General features: G+C 68.5%; 17 protein-coding genes. 13 read left to right on the top strand and 4 right to left on the bottom strand.

Annotated elements, in window-relative coordinates; translation table 11 throughout:
* Positions 1 to 270: 270 nt before the first annotated feature.
* Together E0H73_RS25495 and E0H73_RS25490 are read right to left on the bottom strand one after the other, a co-directional pair.
* Positions 271 to 1,431 carry a class I SAM-dependent methyltransferase gene (locus E0H73_RS25495; RefSeq protein ID WP_131360839.1) on the bottom strand — a complete coding sequence of 387 codons (1,161 nt, stop codon included), beginning with the start codon at positions 1,429 to 1,431 and terminating at the stop codon, positions 271 to 273.
* Between the two features lie 9 nt (positions 1,432 to 1,440).
* Positions 1,441 to 2,052, bottom strand: coding sequence for a peptidoglycan-binding domain-containing protein (locus tag E0H73_RS25490; RefSeq protein ID WP_131360837.1), 612 nt, complete (start codon positions 2,050 to 2,052; stop codon positions 1,441 to 1,443).
* Between the two features lie 270 nt (positions 2,053 to 2,322).
* On the opposite strand from E0H73_RS25490, the gene groES reads away from it, so the two are divergent.
* The 11 genes from groES (at position 2,323) to E0H73_RS25435 (ending at position 13,012) form a co-directional block, all read left to right on the top strand.
* Positions 2,323 to 2,619 (top strand): co-chaperone GroES, encoded by a 297-nt coding sequence (gene groES, locus E0H73_RS25485; protein ID WP_130384566.1) that lies wholly within the window; start codon positions 2,323 to 2,325, stop codon positions 2,617 to 2,619.
* Between the two features lie 128 nt (positions 2,620 to 2,747).
* On the top strand, positions 2,748 to 4,367 hold the full coding sequence (gene groL, locus E0H73_RS25480) for a chaperonin GroEL (protein ID WP_131360835.1): 1,620 nt from the start codon (positions 2,748 to 2,750) through the stop codon (positions 4,365 to 4,367).
* Positions 4,368 to 4,512: 145 nt separating this feature from the next.
* Complete coding sequence (locus E0H73_RS25475) at positions 4,513 to 4,998, top strand: GNAT family N-acetyltransferase (RefSeq protein ID WP_420323434.1); 486 nt, start codon at positions 4,513 to 4,515, stop codon at positions 4,996 to 4,998.
* A gap of 111 nt (positions 4,999 to 5,109) precedes the next feature.
* Positions 5,110 to 5,730 carry an RNA polymerase sigma factor ShbA gene (shbA, locus tag E0H73_RS25470; RefSeq protein WP_131360831.1) on the top strand — a complete coding sequence of 207 codons (621 nt, stop codon included), beginning with the start codon at positions 5,110 to 5,112 and terminating at the stop codon, positions 5,728 to 5,730.
* Positions 5,723 to 7,099 carry a hypothetical protein gene (locus tag E0H73_RS25465; RefSeq protein WP_131360829.1) on the top strand — a complete coding sequence of 459 codons (1,377 nt, stop codon included), beginning with the start codon at positions 5,723 to 5,725 and terminating at the stop codon, positions 7,097 to 7,099. Before shbA ends, E0H73_RS25465 begins: the two co-directional genes overlap by 8 nt.
* Positions 7,100 to 7,221: 122 nt before the next feature.
* Positions 7,222 to 8,736, top strand: coding sequence for an IMP dehydrogenase (gene guaB / locus E0H73_RS25460; RefSeq protein WP_131360827.1), 1,515 nt, complete (start codon positions 7,222 to 7,224; stop codon positions 8,734 to 8,736).
* A 485-nt stretch (positions 8,737 to 9,221) separates the two neighbouring features.
* Positions 9,222 to 9,554, top strand: coding sequence for a DUF7674 family protein (locus E0H73_RS25455; RefSeq protein ID WP_131360825.1), 333 nt, complete (start codon positions 9,222 to 9,224; stop codon positions 9,552 to 9,554).
* A gap of 20 nt (positions 9,555 to 9,574) precedes the next feature.
* Positions 9,575 to 10,702 (top strand): DUF7674 family protein, encoded by a 1,128-nt coding sequence (locus E0H73_RS25450; protein WP_238164242.1) that lies wholly within the window; start codon positions 9,575 to 9,577, stop codon positions 10,700 to 10,702.
* 24 nt (positions 10,703 to 10,726) lie between these two features.
* Entirely contained in the window at positions 10,727 to 11,833 is a 1,107-nt protein-coding gene (locus E0H73_RS25445) for a GuaB3 family IMP dehydrogenase-related protein (protein ID WP_131360821.1), read from the top strand.
* Positions 11,830 to 12,558 carry an acyl-CoA thioester hydrolase/BAAT C-terminal domain-containing protein gene (locus E0H73_RS25440; RefSeq protein WP_131360819.1) on the top strand — a complete coding sequence of 243 codons (729 nt, stop codon included), beginning with the start codon at positions 11,830 to 11,832 and terminating at the stop codon, positions 12,556 to 12,558. The genes E0H73_RS25445 and E0H73_RS25440 overlap by 4 nt, the downstream gene beginning before the upstream one ends.
* 52 nt (positions 12,559 to 12,610) lie before the next feature.
* Positions 12,611 to 13,012 carry a hypothetical protein gene (locus tag E0H73_RS25435; protein ID WP_131360817.1) on the top strand — a complete coding sequence of 134 codons (402 nt, stop codon included), beginning with the start codon at positions 12,611 to 12,613 and terminating at the stop codon, positions 13,010 to 13,012.
* Here E0H73_RS25435 and E0H73_RS25430 read toward each other — a convergent pair.
* Together E0H73_RS25430 and E0H73_RS25425 are read right to left on the bottom strand one after the other, a co-directional pair.
* Complete coding sequence (locus tag E0H73_RS25430) at positions 13,009 to 13,917, bottom strand: TIGR03086 family metal-binding protein (protein WP_131360815.1); 909 nt, start codon at positions 13,915 to 13,917, stop codon at positions 13,009 to 13,011. The genes E0H73_RS25435 and E0H73_RS25430 overlap by 4 nt on opposite strands.
* An 85-nt stretch (positions 13,918 to 14,002) precedes the next feature.
* Complete coding sequence (locus E0H73_RS25425; protein WP_131360812.1) at positions 14,003 to 15,454, bottom strand: hypothetical protein; 1,452 nt, start codon at positions 15,452 to 15,454, stop codon at positions 14,003 to 14,005.
* A 207-nt stretch (positions 15,455 to 15,661) separates the two neighbouring features.
* Here E0H73_RS25425 and E0H73_RS25420 point away from each other — a divergent pair, with 207 nt between their 5' ends.
* Complete coding sequence (locus E0H73_RS25420) at positions 15,662 to 17,254, top strand: succinic semialdehyde dehydrogenase (RefSeq protein ID WP_131360810.1); 1,593 nt, start codon at positions 15,662 to 15,664, stop codon at positions 17,252 to 17,254.
* A 156-nt stretch (positions 17,255 to 17,410) separates the two neighbouring features.
* Positions 17,411 to 19,111 (top strand): GMC oxidoreductase, encoded by a 1,701-nt coding sequence (locus E0H73_RS25415; RefSeq protein WP_131360808.1) that lies wholly within the window; start codon positions 17,411 to 17,413, stop codon positions 19,109 to 19,111.
* Positions 19,112 to 19,114: the final 3 nt, after the last annotated feature.

Genomic DNA, 19,114 nt, shown 5'->3' with positions numbered 1-19,114 from the left:
GTTCCTCCCACCTACCCTGCCGAACCCAGGTGAACGCCCGGCTGCACCCGCATGACGCTCAGTCGACGTCCGTCTCCTCAGACCGGACGTCAACTTGTCTTAGTGGCGGATCCCCGGGGAGTGCGGCAGCAGACGCAGCACCTCGCCCACCGGCAGGTCACCCGGGGACCCGCTCGCGAGATCGATCATATGTTCGAATGCACTCAAAGCGCAAGTCCGGCCGGAAGGAGTTCACAGCATGCCAGCCGGGCCTGGCGGCACTCGATCGGCTCAGGGCTCGATCTTGACGCGGCGGCAGGAGTAGGCGACGGCGTCGCGGCCGATGCGGGTGATGATCAGGGTGGCCGTCCCTGGACCCTTCGGGGCGAGCTTCTTCCGGAGCTGGGCTGGGTCGACATCCACCCCGCGCTTCTTGATCTCGAGCGTGCCGATGCCCTGAGTGCGGACCCAGGACCGCAGCGCCTTCTCCTTGTACGGCAACTCCTCCACCACCTCGTACGCCGACGCGAGCGGTGTCGGCACGAGCTTGGGTGCAGTGACATAGGCGATCCGCGGGTCCAGCAGCCACCCGTCGACCGCAGCGGCTACTGCGGTCACCAGACCGGCCCGCACAACGGCCCCATCCGGCTCATAGATGTACTGCTCGACCGGACCGCTCTCAGCCTCCGGCGCATCCGCCACACTCACGCCACTGGGCAGCAACGTCGCCCGCCGCAGTGCGCCGGTGTACAGCGCTCCGGACCACAGAGCGGCCTCCTTCACCTCACCCGCGTCAGAGATCCACTCCGCCTCGACTCCCTCGGGTACGGCGTCGTGCGGGATGCCAGGCGCGACCTTCACACAGGCAGTGCGCTGCAAGAGCTCGGTGACGAAGGTCCATGGTGGTGAGTAGGCATTGTGGTCGAACACGCGCCGGCCATCAGCCCGCCGAGCAGGGTCCGCGAACACCACGTCGTACGGCGTGAGCTCGGTGGACTCGGCATCCCCGACCATGACCTCACCGGGCAGACCGAGCGCGGTCAGGTTGGCGCGGGCCGTGGCTGCGGTCTCCGGATCGCGTTCGACGCCGGTCACCCGCAGACCGGCGCGGGCCGCGCTGATCAGATCGCCACCAATTCCACAGCCGAGGTCGACCATACTGCTGCCCGGCAACGTCGATGCGATGCGTGTGGCTCGGTGTGTGCCGACCGTGGTCCTGGTGGCCTGCTCCAGGCCGTCCGGGGTGAAGTACATCCGGGCCGCATCCGCTCCGAACTTGGCGACGGCCCGGTGCCGCAGCGATGCCTGCGTGACCGCGATCGTCACGAGCGTCGCGTCGTACCGGCGCCGCAGCCTCTCGACCAGCTGCAGCTCCTTGCCGGGCTGGTACGCCGCACAGGCCTCCGCGAGCACCTCGGCGCCCGACCCGTCCAGCAACGCGGTGACTGTCACCCCGCAACTTTAGAGCGGGCTCGAGCAGCTCCTGCTCCAGCTGTTGGTGGCGGAGGAGTAGAGGCGCCAGTTCATGGCCGAGCGGGTCTTGGGGCCGTAGATGCCGTCCACCACGAGCTTGTGCTTGCGCTGCACTGTCTTGACCACTGCGCGGGTGTTGCTGCCGTAGATGCCGTCGACGGCGAGGTGGGTGCCGTAGCAGAAGTTCAGGTTGCGCTGCAGGACCTGGATGGCGGTGTCGGGGTCGCCGTACACGGTGGAGCCTCGGTTCGGGTCGTCGCCGTACATGAGGTTGCAGGTGGTGCTCTTGCTCGCGTAGATCGACGGCATCGGGATGCCCCAGCTGCTGTCGACCGGCACCAGGACGGCCCCTCGGCACTGTGGCAGTGCGGCGGCGGCCTTGGTCTCCGCCTCGTTGGATGTGCGGGTGGAGTCGGTCGACTGATCGGCCGGAGCCTGGTCAGCCGGCTGCACTGCGGCGGGAGCTCCGACACTCGGGGTGGCTGGTTGGTCCTTCGAGGCGCCGGCGGCGACCGCTCCGATGGCCACCGCGCCCACTGCGGCGAGGACCGCGATGGTGCGCCCGGACAGCTTGGGCAGAGACGGGAAGCTGATGGCCATGGTCGCTCCTCGGACCCGGTGGGAAGCTCTCCTGAGGAAACGGTCGCACGGCGACCAGGCTTTGGCCACACTCCGTACTCGGCCGGTCACAGACTCCGCCGACAGAAGAAGTCTGGCACTCGAGTTGACCGAGTGCTAATCGCGGCCTAGATTCGGTGTTGGCACTCTCCACCCGAGGGTGCCAGCGGTCCGGCCTCTGACCCCCGCGACGGCAGGGGAGCGCGACCACCCTGAACTGCAGACAAGCAAATCGACCGTGGAGGTCAGCAAGTGTCGGTCACGATCAAGCCGCTCGAGGACCGCGTCCTCGTCGCGCCGCTCGAAGCCGAGCAGACCACGAAGTCCGGCCTGGTGATCCCGGACACCGCCAAGGAGAAGCCCCAGGAGGGCGAGATCCTCGCCGTCGGCCCCGGCCGGATCGACGACAACGGCAACCGCGTCCCGCTGGACGTCGCTGTCGGCGACAAGGTCATCTACTCCAAGTACGGCGGCACCGAGGTCAAGTACGACGGCCAGGACTACCTGATCCTGGGCGCCCGCGACATCCTCGCAGTCGTCAGCAAGTGACGGCCGCTCGCTGTTCCTGACTGACACCGCCCTGGTGCCCTCCCGGCGCCGGGGCGGAGTCGGTCCGGGGCAGCGAGCTCGGAACTGCTGTTACGAAGCGCGAATTTCAGAGAGGGACTGGATTTTTCATGCCGAAGATCCTCGAGTTCGACGAGAACGCGCGGCGCGCGCTGGAGCGCGGCGTCGACAAGCTCGCGAACACGGTGAAGGTGACGCTGGGGCCGAAGGGCCGCTACGTCGTCCTGGACAAGAAGTGGGGCGCCCCGACCATCACCAACGACGGTGTCACCGTCGCCCGTGAGGTCGAGCTGGACGACCCGTTCGAGAACCTTGGTGCGCAGCTCACCAAGGAGGTCGCGACCAAGACCAACGACATCGCCGGTGACGGCACCACCACCGCGACGGTGCTGGCGCAGGCGCTGGTGCACGAGGGCCTGCGGGCGGTCGCCGCCGGCGCCAACCCGATGGGCCTCAAGCGCGGTATCGAGGCGGCCGTCGAGGCCGTCTCCGCCAAGCTCGTCGACACCGCTCGCGCGGTGGACGACAAGGGCGACATGGCGCACGTCGCCACCATCTCCGCCCGCGACGCCGAGATCGGCGCCCTGATCGCGGACGCCTTCGACAAGGTCGGCAAGGACGGTGTGATCACCGTCGAGGAGTCGAACACGTTCGGCACCGAGCTCGAGTTCACCGAGGGCATGCAGTTCGACAAGGGCTACATCTCGCCGTACTTCATCACCGACGCCGAGGCCGGCGAAGCGGTGCTGGAGGACCCGTACATCCTGATCAACCAGGGCAAGATCTCCGCGATCGCGGACCTGCTGCCGCTGCTGGAGAAGGTTGTGCAGTCCGGCAAGAGCCTGCTGATCATCGCCGAGGACGTCGAGGCCGAGGCCCTGTCCACCCTCGTGGTGAACAAGATCCGCGGCAACTTCACCTCCGTCGCCGTCAAGGCGCCGGGCTTCGGTGACCGCCGCAAGGCGATGCTGGAGGACCTGGCCGCGCTGACCGGCGCGCAGGTCGTTGCTCCGGAGGTCGGCCTGAAGCTGGACCAGGTCGGGCTGGAGGTGCTCGGTTCGGCGCGCCGGGTGGTGGTCTCCAAGGACAACACCACGGTGGTCGAGGGCGCCGGCAAGTCCGAGGACATCGAGAGCCGGGTCAACCAGATCAAGGCCGAGATCGAGCGCACCGACTCCGACTGGGACCGCGAGAAGCTGCAGGAGCGGCTGGCCAAGCTGGCCGGCGGCGTCTGCGTCATCAAGGTCGGCGCGGCCACCGAGGTCGAGCTGAAGGAGAAGAAGCACCGGATCGAGGACGCGGTGTCCGCGACCCGGGCCGCGATCGAGGAGGGCATCGTCGCCGGCGGCGGCTCCGCTCTCGTCCACGCGGCCACCGTGCTGGACGGCGAACTCGACCTCGAGGGTGACGAGGCCACCGGTGTGCGGATCGTTCGCAAGTCGATCGTCGAGCCGCTGCGCTGGATCGCCGAGAACGGCGGTTACGAGGGCTACGTGGTGACCTCGAAGGTTGCCGAGCTCGAGTCCGGCAGCGGCTTCAACGCCGCCACCGGCGAGTACGGCGACCTGCTGGCCCAGGGCGTGCTGGACCCGGTCAAGGTGACCCGGTCCGCGCTCGCCAACGCCGGCTCGATCGCCGCGCTGCTGCTGACCACCGAGACCCTGGTGGTCGACAAGCCCGAGGAAGAGGAGCCCGCCGCAGCCGGTCACGGTCACGGCCACGGTCACTGAGCCTCAGGCTAGAAGTACAAGAAACACACAGCACCGCCCGGCAGGTCCTTCGGACCCGCCGGGCGGTGGTTGTTTTGGCGGACGCACCAGGCGGGTGAGCTGGGGGAGATGCCGGGTGGACGGGGCGAGTGGTGGGATGGAGCGCGTGGCTGAGATTCGGGTGCGGGTGGATGCGGACCTTGGGGTCTGCGTGGAGTTGTTGCGGGATGTGCATGACGTGGCTGGGTATCCGGTGAACTGGCCGGCGGATGCGCGGAAGTGGTTGACGCCGGAGGACGGGCTGGGGTGCTGGGTGGCTGTCAGCGACGGGCGCGTGGTGGGGCACGTGGCGCTGACTGCCAACGGGCCTGACGGAGTGTCCGTGGAGCGGTTGTTCGTCGATCCGAAGGCGACTCGCGCGGGGATCGGACGGCAGTTGCTGGACCATTCCGTGCAGACAGCGGCCGAGCTCGGCCGGAGGTTGTCCTTGGAGGTCGTGGACAATCGCGGCGCGGCCGAGCGGCTGTACCGGCGGGCAGGATGGCTGGAGACCGGCCGTACCCCGATCGACTGGGGCGGCGACCAGGCCTCCGAGCTCATCCACTTCGAAGCCCCGAGCTCAGGGACATCCGAGATTCGTACGGGCCAGTAGTGACAGATCGTGACCAGAATCTGGATGTGATCACGAATTGCCACTAGGCAAGGGAAGGTGAGAGCCGTACCATCTTTCAGGCTGACCGGTCCGACACGAGGGGGGCGAGGGGTGACCGAGGTCCAAGTACCGCACACCCACGATCGGGTCGAGCTTCGAGATCTTGCCGCGCGCGCGAGCGAAGGCGATCGGACAGCTCTGAACGACCTGCTCACCAGGGTGCGTGCCGTGGCCCACCGCTACGTGCGGTCGAGGCTGTGGACCTACCCCGGCGGCGCCGACATGGTCGACGACGTCGCGCAGGAGGTTTGTGTCGCGGTGTTCGGCGCGTTGGGCCGGTACCGGGACGAGGGGAGGCCCTTCGAGGCTTTCGTCTACGGCATCGCGGCCCGCAAGGTCGCCGATGCCCAGCGTGCGTTCGCGGTGGCCGACGTTTCGACGCCGGACCTGCCGGACGGCGCGGACGAGTCACCGACGCCGGAGGAGCACGCGGTCCGGCATTCGGAGGTCCAGCACATCATGGGGCTGCTGGACAAGTTGCCGGAGAAGCTGCGGGAGATCCTGCGGCTCCGGGTGGTAGCGGGGATGTCAGCCGAGGAGACCGGCCGGGCACTGGGGATGACACCGGGGGCGGTGAGGGTCGCACAACATCGAGCGTTGAACACGCTCAGGGGGTTTGTGGGGCATGAGGCACAGCTGGAACGAGGAGCAGGGGAGGGGCATCATGGCTGACCGTTTCGACCTCGACGCGATCGACGCTGATGACGCACTACTCGACCTGCTGGCCGCTGGTGGGGAGACCGCGCTCGGCGCGGGAGAGCACGACCCGGCCGTCAAGCTGCTGGCCGAGCTACGGCTCGCGGTGGAGGTCGAGGACGAACTCCCGGTCGAGACGATCGACGACCCGGAGAGCTTCCTGGCGCGCTGCGCGGCTCTGAACCCGGTGACGGACCCGTTCGCCCGCAAGGTGGCGGCCCGCGGTCTGGCACTCGGTGTCGCCGCCGTGGCCGCGCTGTCGGTCTCCGGAGTGGCCGCCGCGGTCACCGGTGACCCGTTGTCGCCGTACGAGAAGGTCATCGAGAAGATGGTCGACGCGGTCCGCCCGCAGACCAGCTTCCCGAAGGAACAGCTCGACGGTATGCCGGTGGTCGACAAGACCAAGATCGTCAAGGTCGCCAAGGACTACCAGAAGAAGCAGGAAGAGAAGGCCGCCGAGGAGAAGGCGAAGTCCGACGAGACCGTCGCGGCCGACCAGCTCCCGCAGGCGACCACCGACGTGAACCCGCCGCTGGCCCGGCCGCTCCCGAAGGAGCTGCCGAGCATCATCCAGCAGCCGGTGGTGCCCCCGGACACGCAGACGACCCAGCCGCCGAGCCAGACCGGCGACGGCCAGACTGACGAGCCGGGCTCGGATCCGACCCAGGACCCGACCACAGGCCCGACGCAGGACCCGACCACGGATCCGACCCAGGACCCGACGACGGACCCGACTACGCCGCCGCCGACGGATCCGACGACGCCGCCGGCCACGGAGCCGACCGAGCCGCCGCCGACCACGCCGGGCAACGGCGAGACCGGCACGGACACCGGCAACCCGACCACGCCGCCGAGCGGCGACACGGGCACCGGTTCGGGCGATTCGACGACGGGCACGGGCGACTCGAGCACCGGCTCCGGCGACTCGAGCACCGGCGGCGACGCCGGCTCGGGCAGCGGCAGCCAGACGGTTCCGGGCGACACGAACCCGGCGCCCGAGCAGCCCGGCACCGACCAGCCGAGCACGGACCAGCCGGGTGACGACCAGACGCCTTCGGGCGGCTTGACCGGCCTGCTGGAGAAGGTCCTGCCGGTGCTGCCGACCCCGACCGGGGCTGCGACCGAATTGAAGAGTGCGGAGGAGTTCTTCAGCCCCAGCGCGGACGCGAAGCACTCCAGCGGCGCGGTCTCGACCGGCTCCGTCAAGGCGACCTACGTCAAGGGCAAGCACTCGACCGGTCAGTACGCCGAGGGCAAGCACGCCGCCATCGAGCGCACCCATGGCTCGCTGGAGGACCAGACCGTCCTGCAGATCCTGGGCGTGGTCAACACGCGAACGAGCTGACCCACACACACCACTCCGCCGCCGGTCTGCGGCGGGTGGTGTGACCGGGCGGTTCGGGGGACTCGTACGGCGCGGCTAGGATGGGGTTCCGATCTCGCCGTGCAAAGGTGCCTGTTTCCCCCATGGACATCACACCCGCTGGAGTTCCCGACAAGTTCGCCGCCCTCGGCCTCACCTTCGACGACGTACTGCTGCAGCCCAACGAGTCCGACGTCATCCCGTCCGAGGCGAGCACCCGGTCCCGGGTCAGCCGCAACGTCGAGGTGAACATCCCGCTGCTGTCCAGCGCGATGGACACCGTCACCGAGGCGCGGATGGCGATCGCCATGGCCCGCCAGGGCGGCCTCGGCGTCCTTCACCGCAACCTCTCGATCGAGGACCAGGCTCAGCAGGTCGACCTGGTCAAGCGCTCCGAATCCGGCATGATCGCGCAGCCGATCACCATCGGCCCCGATGCCAGCATCGGCGAGGCCGACGGGCTCTGCGCGCAGTACCGGATCTCCGGTGTGCCGGTGGTCGACAACGCCGGCGTACTCGTCGGCATCGTGACGAACCGCGACATGCGGTTCGAGAACGACCTGTCCCGGCCGGTGCGCGACGTGATGACCAAGCAGCCGCTGATCACCGGCAAGCAGGGCATCTCCGCCGACGACGCGATGGCGCTGCTCAGCAAGCACAAGGTGGAGAAGCTGCCGCTGGTCGACGACGCCGGCAAGCTGACCGGCCTGATCACGCTGAAGGACTTCGTCAAGCGCGACAAGTTCCCGCTGTCCACCAAGGACGGTTCCGGCCGGTTGATGGTCGGCGCCGCGATCGGCTTCTTCGGTGAGGCGTACAAGCGCGCGATGACGCTGGTCGAGGCGGGTGTCGACGTACTCGTCGTGGACACCGCGCACGGACATTCGCAGGCGCAGTTGGAGATCATCCGCAGGCTCAAGGCCGACTCGGCGACGCGTGGCGTGGACATCGTCGGCGGCAACGTCGGCACTCGCGAGGGTGCGGCGGCGCTGGTCGAGGCCGGCGCGGATGGCGTCAAGGTCGGCGTCGGTCCGGGCTCGATCTGTACGACGCGTGTGGTGTCTGGCGTCGGCGTTCCGCAGGTCACCGCGATCTACGAGGCCTCGCTGGCGTGCAAGCCGGCCGGCGTACCGGTGATCGGTGACGGCGGCCTGCAGTACTCCGGCGACATCGCCAAGGCGCTCGTCGCCGGCGCGGACACCGTGATGCTGGGTTCGCTGCTGGCCGGCTGCGAGGAGTCGCCGGGCGACCTGGTCTTCATCAACGGCAAGCAGTTCAAGGCGTACCGCGGGATGGGCTCGCTCGGCGCGATGTCGTCGGCCGGCGGCCTGCGCAAGTCGTACTCCAAGGACCGCTACTTCCAGAGCGACGTCGGCAGCGACGAGAAGCTCATCGCCGAAGGCGTCGAGGGCCAGGTCCCGTACCGCGGACCGCTCGCGGCCGTAGCCCACCAGCTCATCGGCGGCCTCCGCCAGTCGATGTTCTACTGCGGCTCCCGCACCGTCCCCGAACTCCAGGACAAGGGCCGCTTCGTCCGCATCACCTCAGCCGGCCTCCAAGAATCCCACCCCCACGACATCCAAATGACAGTAGAAGCCCCCAACTACTCCGGCCACTGACGAAACAGCCCCGCACAGATTGTGCGGGGCTGTTCTGCGTCCACTGACCCTCCACCCGGTTATCTTTCGGTGACTCTGCGTACCGGAGGGCCGGGGCTTCATGGTTCTGCTGATGTTGGTCGCCACGCTGTACGGCGCCCTCCAGCTCCTCATCCTCGCCTGGCCACCCGCACTCGGGCTGATGTCTGAGAGTGAAGACAGGTTTGTGCGGGGGATTCTGGATGAGTTCCCCGTGTTTCGGACGGATCTGGATCGGGCTGTGGAGTCGGCACAGAGGTCCGGCGGTCAGCGCAGGCCGCCGACGTCGAGCCGCTTCCTGCTGACGCTCACGCAGAATGTCGTGGATCGGTACCTGACGGGTGGCTCGGCGGAGGCCGCGCAATTCCGTCGACTGCTCGACTACCTGGAGGCGCAGTTCGGGCGGGATCCCGAGGTGGACGAGCTGATCGAGACTCGCGTTCTGGAACTGATGCCTGGACCGGATGATGGCAGCGCTCTCGCCGCTGCAGCCGAAGCTGCGTGCCCACGTCGAGAAGTACGGGTCGGCGTTGCCACACACGTTCATGGATGACGTGACCGACGAAGCGGTGCGGTTGTTTCGGGCCGGTCAGGTGGAGGCGATCCTTCCGCTGCTCGATTTCCTGGAGTCGGAGTTCGGCGCCGACGAGTACATCGACAACGTGATTGCACTCTCGTTCGTCGACTCGTTGCCTGGACCGGGCGAGCCGGGTGCTGACATCGAGACTTCACTTCCACCGAAGCTGCGGGGTGAGCTGGAGCGTCATCGTCACTGGTCGGCGCCGGGAGCGGGCGGCTGATGCCTGAGTGGCAGGTTTGGTTGCTGGAGCGGTTGGCGGAGAGGGTTCCGGTTCTGAGGGGGCGGGTGGCGGCGTACTTGGCGGCTCCGGAAGGGACGCCGTCGGCGCATGGGTTTGTTGCGCATGTGGCTCGGGAGATCGTGGAAGTGCCGGGTGTCTGGCCGGCGGGAGATGTGCGGCAGGTGCTGGATTTCTTCGAGTCGGAGTGGGGGGTCGACGAGCGGGTTGATGCGCTGATCGAGCTTTCGTCCGTTGAGGTTTTGGTGGATCACAAGGCGGACGTTCGGGAGTTGCTCGGGCCCAAGCTTGGGGTGGAGTTCGAGCGCCAGACGCTGGGCTACGTGATCGGTCGGGCGGAGGATCTGTTCCTGGGCAGGCTTCTCGGGGCACTGCTGTTTCTTCGCGCGGCGTGGGATCGCGATCACGAGTTCTACGAGGAGCACAAGGCGGAGGGGTTCTTCCGGCCGCCTTCTCCCGGCACGTTCATGATCGAGATCGCAGTTGATGCGGTCCACCGCTACCGTGCCGGCGGGGTTGAAGAGGCCGAGCAGTTGCGGGCGTTGTTCGCGTTCATGGAGTCGGAGGTTGGTGACCCGGCGACCGAGCGGTTGGTCGACGAGTTCGTCGAGATGCTGCCGGAACCGGGGCGGGGAGACGACGACGTACTGGACATGCTCGGACCGCGGCTCCGGTCACTGAGGGACGAGCAGGTACGCCGGGAGGACGAGTCCGCGTCCGAGGCGGAGGCGCGGTTCTTGTATCGGATGGCGGATGAGGTGCCGTACTTGCGGGACCGGCTTCGGGAGCACTTCGGGAGGTTTCGGCGGCCGCTGGGGCATGTGTTCGTCGGGGAGATCGTGTTCGAGGTGTTCGAGTTGTATGCGGCCGGGGAGGTCGAGAGGGTCCGGCCGTTGCTGGACTTTCTCGAGCGCGAGTTCGGGTACGACGACGAGGTCGACAATGTGATTGCGGTCTCGTTCGTGGAGATGTTGCCGGATCCGGGGGAGACGGGGTTCGGGATCGAAGCGGTGTTGGGGCCCAAGTTGCGTGGGGAAGTCGCGAGCCAGCGGGCGTGGGGTGAGGAGCGGATGCGGGAGTTGGCGGCCGTGCGGAAGGTTCCACCCGCGGATGGGATCGCGAGTAGGTAGGTGGGGCTGAAGTAGGCTGCGGGCATGACCGAGATCGAGATCGGCCGCGCGAAGCGGGGGCGGCAGGCGTACGCGTTCGACGACATTGCGATCGTGCCGTCGCGGCGGACGCGGGACCCCGAGGAGGTCTCGGTGGCCTGGCAGATCGACGCGTACCGGTTCGAGCTTCCGATCCTGGCCGCGCCGATGGACTCGGTGATGTCGCCGGCCAGCGCGATCGCGATCGGAAAGGCCGGCGGCCTCGGCGTGCTCAACCTCGAAGGCCTCTGGACCCGGTACGAGGACCCGACCAGCCTGCTCGAGGAGATCACCTCGATCAGCCTGCAGCAGGCGACCACCCGGTTGCAGGAGATCTACTCGGCGCCGATCAAGCCCGAGCTGATTTCGCAGCGGGTGCAGGAGATCCGCGACTCCGGCGTCACCGTGGCCGGCGCGCTGTCGCCGCAGCGGACCAAGCAGTTCGCCAAGCATGTCGTGGACGCCGGTGTCGACCTGTTCGTCATCCGCGGTACGACGGTCTCCGCCGAACACGTGTCCGGCCAGGCGGAGCCGCTGAACCTGAAGCAGTTCATCTACGACCTCGACGTACCGGTGATCGTCGGCGGGTGCGCAACGCACCAGGCCGCGCTGCACCTGATGCGGACCGGGGCGGCCGGCGTACTGGTCGGCTTCGGTGGGGGTGCGGCGCACACCACGCGCAAGGTGCTCGGTGTCGCGGTGCCGATGGCGTCCGCGGTGGCAGACGTCGCGGCCGCGCGGCGCGACTACATGGACGAGTCCGGCGGTCGCTACGTGCACGTGATCGCCGACGGGTCGGTCGGCCGGTCCGGCGACGTGGCCAAGGCGATCGCCTGTGGCGCCGATGCGGTGATGGTCGGTTCGCCGCTGGCTCGGGCGAGCGACGCCCCCGGCGGCGGGTTCCACTGGGGTGCCGAGGCCTGGCACGCAGACCTCCCTCGCGGCGAGCGGGTCGAGGTCGGCGTCACCGGGACGCTCGAGCAGATCCTGTTCGGCCCGTCCTGGGTCCCGGACGGCACGATGAACCTGGTTGGCGCCCTCAAGCGCGCGATGGCCACCACCGGCTACACGGAGCTCAAGGAGTTCCAGCGGGTCGAGGTCGTCGTCGGGTGACCACCGGCGTCCTGCTCCTGCACGGATCCAGTGGTACGCCGGACCTGGAGCGCGCCCGGATCCTCGAGGCCGAGGGGTACGACGTACTGGCGCCGCAGTGGTTCGACGGACCGATCAGCGAGATCCCGCTGGAGTCGTTCCCGCTGGACGAACTGGCGGCCCGCAACGACCGGCTCGTCGTGATGGGCATGTCCCGCGGTGCGGAGGCGGCGCTGCTGCTCGGCGCACGCGACGAGCGGATCGACGCAGTGATCGGGTTGTCCCCGAGCGCCTACGTCTGGGGATGGTCCCAAGCCGGGACGCTCACGTCCGCGTGGACCTGGCAAGGTGAACCGCTGCCGTTCGTGCCGTATGACCCGGACTGGAAGGCGGACGACGACCCGCCGAGCTTCGTCGGCTGGTACCGCCAGAGCCTCAAGCGGTACGCCGCTGAGGTGGAGGCGGCCCGGATTCCGGTGGAGCAGATCCGCGGCAAGGTGCTGCTGGTGGCCGGCGGGGACGACAAGGTCTGGCCGTCGGTGGACTTCGCCGAGCAGATCTCGATGTCGTGCGGCGAACTCGGTACGCGCACGGTGTTCGCGGCGCGGGCCGGGCACCGGCCGTTGTTCCCCGGCGAGCAGCCCAAGACCGGTGGGCAGCGGATGGCCAGGGGCGGTTCGGATGAAGCCGACCGCCTACTCGGAGCCCTCGCCTGGCCCGAGATCCGGAGAACGCTCGCCGGGTAGGCCGACGTGCGTCGGGTGCTCGTTGGTTGGGGAGTTCTGGAAGGATTGCCGCATGGGATTGTTCAGCCGACGGAGCAGCCAGGACGCAGACAACGTTGCCCTCGCCGCCGCGCGGGCCAGACTCTCCGCAGACGACGTGGACCAGGTGCGATTCCTGATCACCACCAAAAAGACGGTGCACGCGGTCAAGCTGATCCGGGACCGAACCGGCCTGGACCTGAAGGCGGCCAAGGAACTCGTCGACGACATCCGCCTCGGCCGCTACGTGCCGCCGACCACCGGGACGCCGCTCGTCCGCAGGCCGGGCACGAACCTGGCCGAGCGCACCCGCGCCCTCAAAGCCGCAGGTGAGCTCCACCAGGCGACGGCTCTGGTCGTCTCCGAGACCGGCATGACCGAAGTCGAAGCCGGCCTCTTCGTCGGCGCCCTCAAAACCGAAATCCAGGACAGCTAACCCTTCACATAGGACAGCTTCTCCGCGATCTTCCCGTCCCGGAGCCGCAGTACGTCGACCCCGCGCACGTGACCGCGCTCACCGGACGCCTCCCGCCACGAGTACCGCCACCGCACCACGGCACGATCGCCGAGAACCACCGTCTCCTCGGTCTCGAACCGCGGATCGTCCGTCCCGGCGAACAGTTTCTCCCACTCCGCCCGTACGGCGGCCGCCCCCTCGAACCGCGCGCCGTCCGGAGAAGGCGAGGTGGACTCGAACACACAGTCGTCGGTCACGAGCGCCATCACCGCATCCAGGTCCTGCTGATCGAACGCCGTACCGAAGCGAGCGATGGTGCCGCCGGCCGATGACCAGCGCGGATCGCGCCCGAACGCGCCGATCAGTACGTCGGCCGGGTCGGTGAACCCCTCGACCCGGTCGGCGATCGCGCCGGACGACCGGTAGATCTCCTCGCGCTCGGTGAACCAGGTGGCGACCTCGTCGACCGCCTCGGCATCGAGTTGAGCGTCCGTACCGAGCGCCGCGGCCAGGTCCCAGCCGTGCACGAGGTAGTCGGCGGACAGTTGGCGCAGGTACTCCGACGAATCCTCCTCGCCGTACGAGAGGTGCACCTTGTCGATCGGCCGGTTGGCGGCGCTCTTGGCGGCGCGAACGGCAGCAGTGGCGGCCGCGACGGGATCGTCGCCGAGCAGGTCGCCGTCCAGCGAGTCGCCGACGTCGGCGATCGTCTGGCCCTCCATCAGCGGTACGGTCCAGCGCGCCTCATTGACGACGTGGTTGACCAGCGTCCGCACGTCCCAGTCCTCGCACGGCGTCGGCGCGGTCCACTGATCGGGCCCTACCTCGTTGACCAGCCGGACGAAGTTATCGGTCGTCCGCCGGTGCAGTTCCACCACATCCATGGCCATCTCCCCCTTTGAGTACTCCGTGAGGGAGCACTAAGCGTCAGCGTCCGCCCGGGGAGATGGGCCGTCAATTACCCGGCGGTTACCGGCCCAGCTGGAGTTGCTCAGCGGCGTCGTGGGCGTGCTGGGACGCCATCAGGTCGCCGGTCGCCGCGAGCAGGTCGCCGTGATGCCGGTAGCAGGAGCCGGCCAGGTCCTTCATCACGGTGTCGTCGTCGGTGAACGGGATCAGCGCGGTCGCAACCTCCGCGCACCAACCGGCCAGATCGAGGGCCATCTCGCTGCGGCCCGCCTGGTGGTACGCCGCCGAGATGTCGAGCAGCACCTTCGCCCAGATCGGCGCATAGGTACTGGTCTCGTACCGCATCCGGTGCGACTCGCGCTCCGACGAGATCGCGAACAGGTAGTGCGACTCCAAGCCCAGCGTCAGCGCCGCGTCCACATCCTGCAGCAGCAACGGCCCGACCAGCTCGGCCAGCTCACTCGCACGGACGGCGGCCGACTCGGGATCGGTCCGCCCGGACACCGTCGCCAGCGTCATCCCCGGCGCAGGCTCGCTCAGCGCCACCAGCCGGTGGTACTGCTCGAACGGCCCGAGCTTGATCTCCGCGTTCTCCAACGCGGCAACCAGGTTCAGCGGCAGACCACGGTCCAGCTCCTCGGTCACCCGCGCGGCCGTCTCCGCGTCGGTCTCGAACGCCGTCCGCAGACAGGCCTCGCCGTCCATCATGCGGCCGACGATGCCGAGGTGCTTGCCCTTCCGGGTCAGCGCGGCGACGAGCGTGCGCAGGTCCGTCGCCGACTCGGAGTCGGCGAGCGTGTCGGCCGTGGTCAGGCCGATCTCGTCCGCCTCGAGCGCGAGGTCGAGCCTGCCCTCCGAGGCGTGCACGTCGGCCGAGACCGCGGTCGCCGAGCAGAGGTACCGCGCGTACGACAGCGACTGCGGGCTGTCGTTGATCTGGTCGGCCAGCTGCAGAAACAGCTGGGTCGCCGCGTCCGCCGAGGCCACCGCGAGCGCGGGATCGCCGTACCGCCGCAGGATCAGCGCGTTCATTGCGAGCACCCGGGCGAAGTCCGGCTGGTACTTCGGCCCGTCCGGGCCGCTGACCAGCTGCCCGTACGCGATCACCGCGCCGTCCATCTCCAGTACGGCGGTCGCCCCGTGACCGCGATGCGCTTGCGTCATCGCCCGCCGCGCGCGCACGTCGGCCAGGAACGACGTCGCGTCCAGGACGCCGGCGTCACTGAGCTCGGTGTAGCCGAGTTGGGCCTCGTGCAAGGCGGCAAGCGCTTCCTCGTGCCGGCCGGATGCGTTCAGGGAGCCGGCCAACTCGTACTGCGTCGCCGCCATCAGGTGCTTGGCCTCGTAGTGGTCCGGGTGTTCCCCGGCCCGCTCCCTGGCCAGCTCGATGACGCGTTGCTGATACGGCCCGGCCTCGTCGGCGCGGCCCTCCTCGATCAGCAACTGGGCAGTCTGCAGAGCCTCGCCGAGCTCGTCCTCAGGAGGCGTCCAAAGCCCCCCGCTGTCAACCATTTTGACGTTCCACCCCTTCGCAGGTTCAACGCATCACCCTACTGGTCGATGCACGTGCAGATGCAGGGCAGACACGAGGGAATTCCCTAGGGCTGACATGGCTATTACCGGCAGGTAGCCTGGGTATATGAGCGAGCGTAGCGAGCGACCAATGGGTAGAGCAGCGCTCTCGCTCATGCCGGAACCGAGCGCTAGCGAGGTGGAGGCATGAGCGAGCAGACCTCGATTCCCGCGGATCCGGAGCTCGATCCGACCGCGTCGTATGCGACCGATCAGTCGGTCATCCGGCGGCTTTCGGGGCTGCTGCGGGCGACCGCCGGCACCCGGACGTCGTACGCCCCGGCGACCGGTCAGCCGATCGCGGATCTGCCCCTGTCTGCCCCGGACGATGTGGAAGCCGCGGTCCGGTCGGCGCGGAAGACCCAGCAGACGTGGCGGCGGGTGCCGCTGGCCGAACGCGCCGCGATCCTGCTGCGGTACCACGATCTGGTCCTCGACCACCGGCACGAGCTGGTGGATCTGGTGATCCGCGAGTCGGGCAAGGCGCGCAAGCATGCGTTCGAGGAGGTCGCGCACGTCGCCCTGACCGCTCGGTACTACGGGCGCAAGGCGGCCGAGTTGCTCGAGCCGCAGCGCAAGCTCGGCATGTTCCCGGTCCTGACCCGCGCGGAGCAGCGGTTCGTGCCGAAGGGTGTCGTCGGCATCATCTCGCCGTGGAACTACCCGCTCAGCATGGCGATGGCCGACGGTCTGCCGGCCGTGCTCGCGGGCAACACCGTCGTACACAAGCCGGACAGCCAGACGCCGCTGACCGCGCTCCGGGCGATCGAGCTGCTCTACGAGGCTGGTCTGCCGCGGGAGGCGTGGCAGCCGGTCAACGGTGACGGTCCGACCGTCGGCGGCGCGATCATCCAGAACACCGACTACATCTGCTTCACCGGCTCGACCAAGACCGGCAGGCTGGTGGCTCGGCAGGCGGGCGAGCGGCTGATCGGCTGCAGCCTCGAGCTCGGTGGCAAGAACCCCATGCTCGTACTGCGTGATGCCGACGTGCACCGTGCGGCGGACGGCGCGGTCCGGGCGTGCTTCGCCAGCGCCGGCCAGCTGTGTGTCTCGATGGAGCGTCTGTACGTTGCCGACCAGGTGTACGACGCGTTCGTGACGGCATTCCTGGACCGGGTGAAGAAGATCCGGCTGTCCGCTGGGACCGGTTGGGACGTCGACATGGGCTCGCTGATCTCGAAGGCGCAGCTGGAGACCGTGACCCGGCACGTCGACGACGCACGGGCCAAGGGCGCCGTCGTGCTGGCCGGCGGGAAGGCGCGTCCGGACATCGGCCCGCTGTTCTACGAGCCGACCGTGCTGTCCGGGGTGACGCCCGAGATGCAGTGCTTCGACAACGAGACCTTCGGCCCGGTCGTCTCGATCTACCGGTTCTCCGACGAGTCCGAGGCGATCCAGCGCGCGAACGAGGGCGAGTACGGGCTGAATGCGAGCGTCTGGACCCGGGACGGCAAGCGTGGCCGCGCGGTCGCGGCCCAGTTGACGGCCGGCTCGGTCAACGTGAACGAGGGCTACGCGGCGACGTTCGGCTCGCTCGACACCCCGATGGGCGGCATGCGGTCCTCCGGTCTCGGCCGCCGCCAGGGCGTCGAGGGCATCCGCCGGTACGTCGATCCGCAGGCGATCGCGACCCAGCGGGTGCTGCCGATCGCCGCCTCGCACGGGCTGTCCGACCAGACGTACGCCGAACTGATGACCGGCGCTCTGCGTGTGCTGAAGAAACTGGGCCGTGCATGACTGAGCGGAGCGAAGTCATCAAACAGCACAGCGCGATTTGTGCCTCATGCGCGCCCGGAGCGAAGCGAGGACGTGCATGACTGAGCGGAGCGAAGTCATCAAACAGCACAGCGCGATTTGTGCCTCATGCGCGCCCGGAGCGAAGCGAGGACGTGCATGAGCTACGACTACGACGTCCTGATCATCGGATCGGGCTTCGGCGGCAGCGTCAGTGCGCTGCGGCTGACCGAGAAGGGGTACAAGGTCGCCGTACTCGAGGCCGGCGCGCGGTTCGACGACGCCGGGTTCGCGAAGAACTCGTGGGACACCAAGCGGTTCCTGTTCGCGCCGCAGCTCGGCTGGTACGGCATCCAGCGGATCAGCGCGCTCCGGGACGTGATCATCCTGTCCGGAGCCGGCGTCGGCGGAGGCAGTCTGGTCTACGCCAACACCCTGTACGAGCCGCTGCCGGCGTTCTACACCGACCGCCAGTGGGCGCACATCACCGACTGGAAGGCCGAGCTCGCGCCGTACTACGACCAGGCGAAGCGGATGCTCGGCGTCACGACGTACCCGGGCTTCACCCCGGCGGACAAGGTGATGAAGCAGGTCGCCGACGACATGGGCGTGGGGGACACGTTCCATCCGACCCCGGTCGGAGTCTTCTTCGGTGAGCCCGGTGTCGAGGTCGACGACCCGTACTTCGGTGGCGCGGGCCCGCGGCGTACCGGCTGTATCGACTGCGGCGAGTGCATGACCGGCTGCCGGCACAACGCGAAGAACACGCTGACCAAGAACTACCTCTACCTGGCCGAGAAGGCCGGTGCCGTGGTCCATCCGATGACCACAGTGACGTCGGTCGAGCCGCTTCCAGGCGGTGGGTACGCCGTCGACGTACGGCGTACTTCGAATCGCAAGCAGACCAAGCGATTCACGGCCCAGCAGGTAGTGTTCGCAGCGTCAGCCCTCGGTACGGCGAAACTGCTGCACCGACTCCGCGACGAGGGCAAACTGCCGCGACTGTCCGACCGGCTCGGCGTGCTCACCCGGACCAACTCGGAATCGTTGCTGGGGGCAATCGCGCGGGATCGTGACGTCGACTACAGCCGTGGCGTCGCGATCACCTCGTCGTTCCACCCCGACGACATCACCCACATCGAACCGGTCCGGTACGGCAAGGGCAGCAACGTGATGTCGCTGCTGCAGACCGTGCTGACCGATGGCGACGGTGACCGGCCGCGCTGGCGGACCTGGTTGCGCGAGCTCCGCGTGCAGCGGAAGAACGTCCGCCGGCTGTACGACCTGAAGCACTGGTCGGAGCGGACCGTGATCGCGCTGGTGATGCAGACCGCGGACAACTCGATCACCACGTTCGGCAAGCGGGACCGGCTCGGTCGGTGGCGCCTGACCTCCAAGCAGGGCCACGGCGCCCCGAACCCGTCCTGGATCCCGGTCGCGAACCAGGTGGTCCGGCGGATGGCCAAACTCATGCGCGGGACGCCGGGCGGCACCATCGGCGAGCCGTTCAACGTGCCGATGACCGCGCACTTCATCGGCGGCTGTGCGATCGGCGACTCCGCGGACACCGGCGTGGTCGACCCGTACCACCGCGTCTACGGGTACGACGGCCTGCACATCCTGGACGGGTCGACGATCTCGGCGAACCTGGGCGTCAACCCGTCGCTGACGATCACGGCCCAGGCGGAGCGGGCCCTGGCGTTCTGGCCGAACAAGGGTGAGGTCGACGCCCGCCCGGCCCTCGGATCGTCGTACCGGCGGATCCAGCCGGTGCGGCCGGCGCATCCCGTCGTACCGGCTGATGCGCCCGGGGCCTTGCTGTTGCCGATCGTACCGAAGCAGGCTGTGACGGAGTCGTAACGT

This window comes from Kribbella pittospori (assembly GCF_004331465.1).
In the GTDB taxonomy this organism is placed as follows: domain Bacteria; phylum Actinomycetota; class Actinomycetes; order Propionibacteriales; family Kribbellaceae; genus Kribbella; species Kribbella pittospori.
This window is presented reverse-complemented; position numbering and strand designations above follow the sequence as displayed.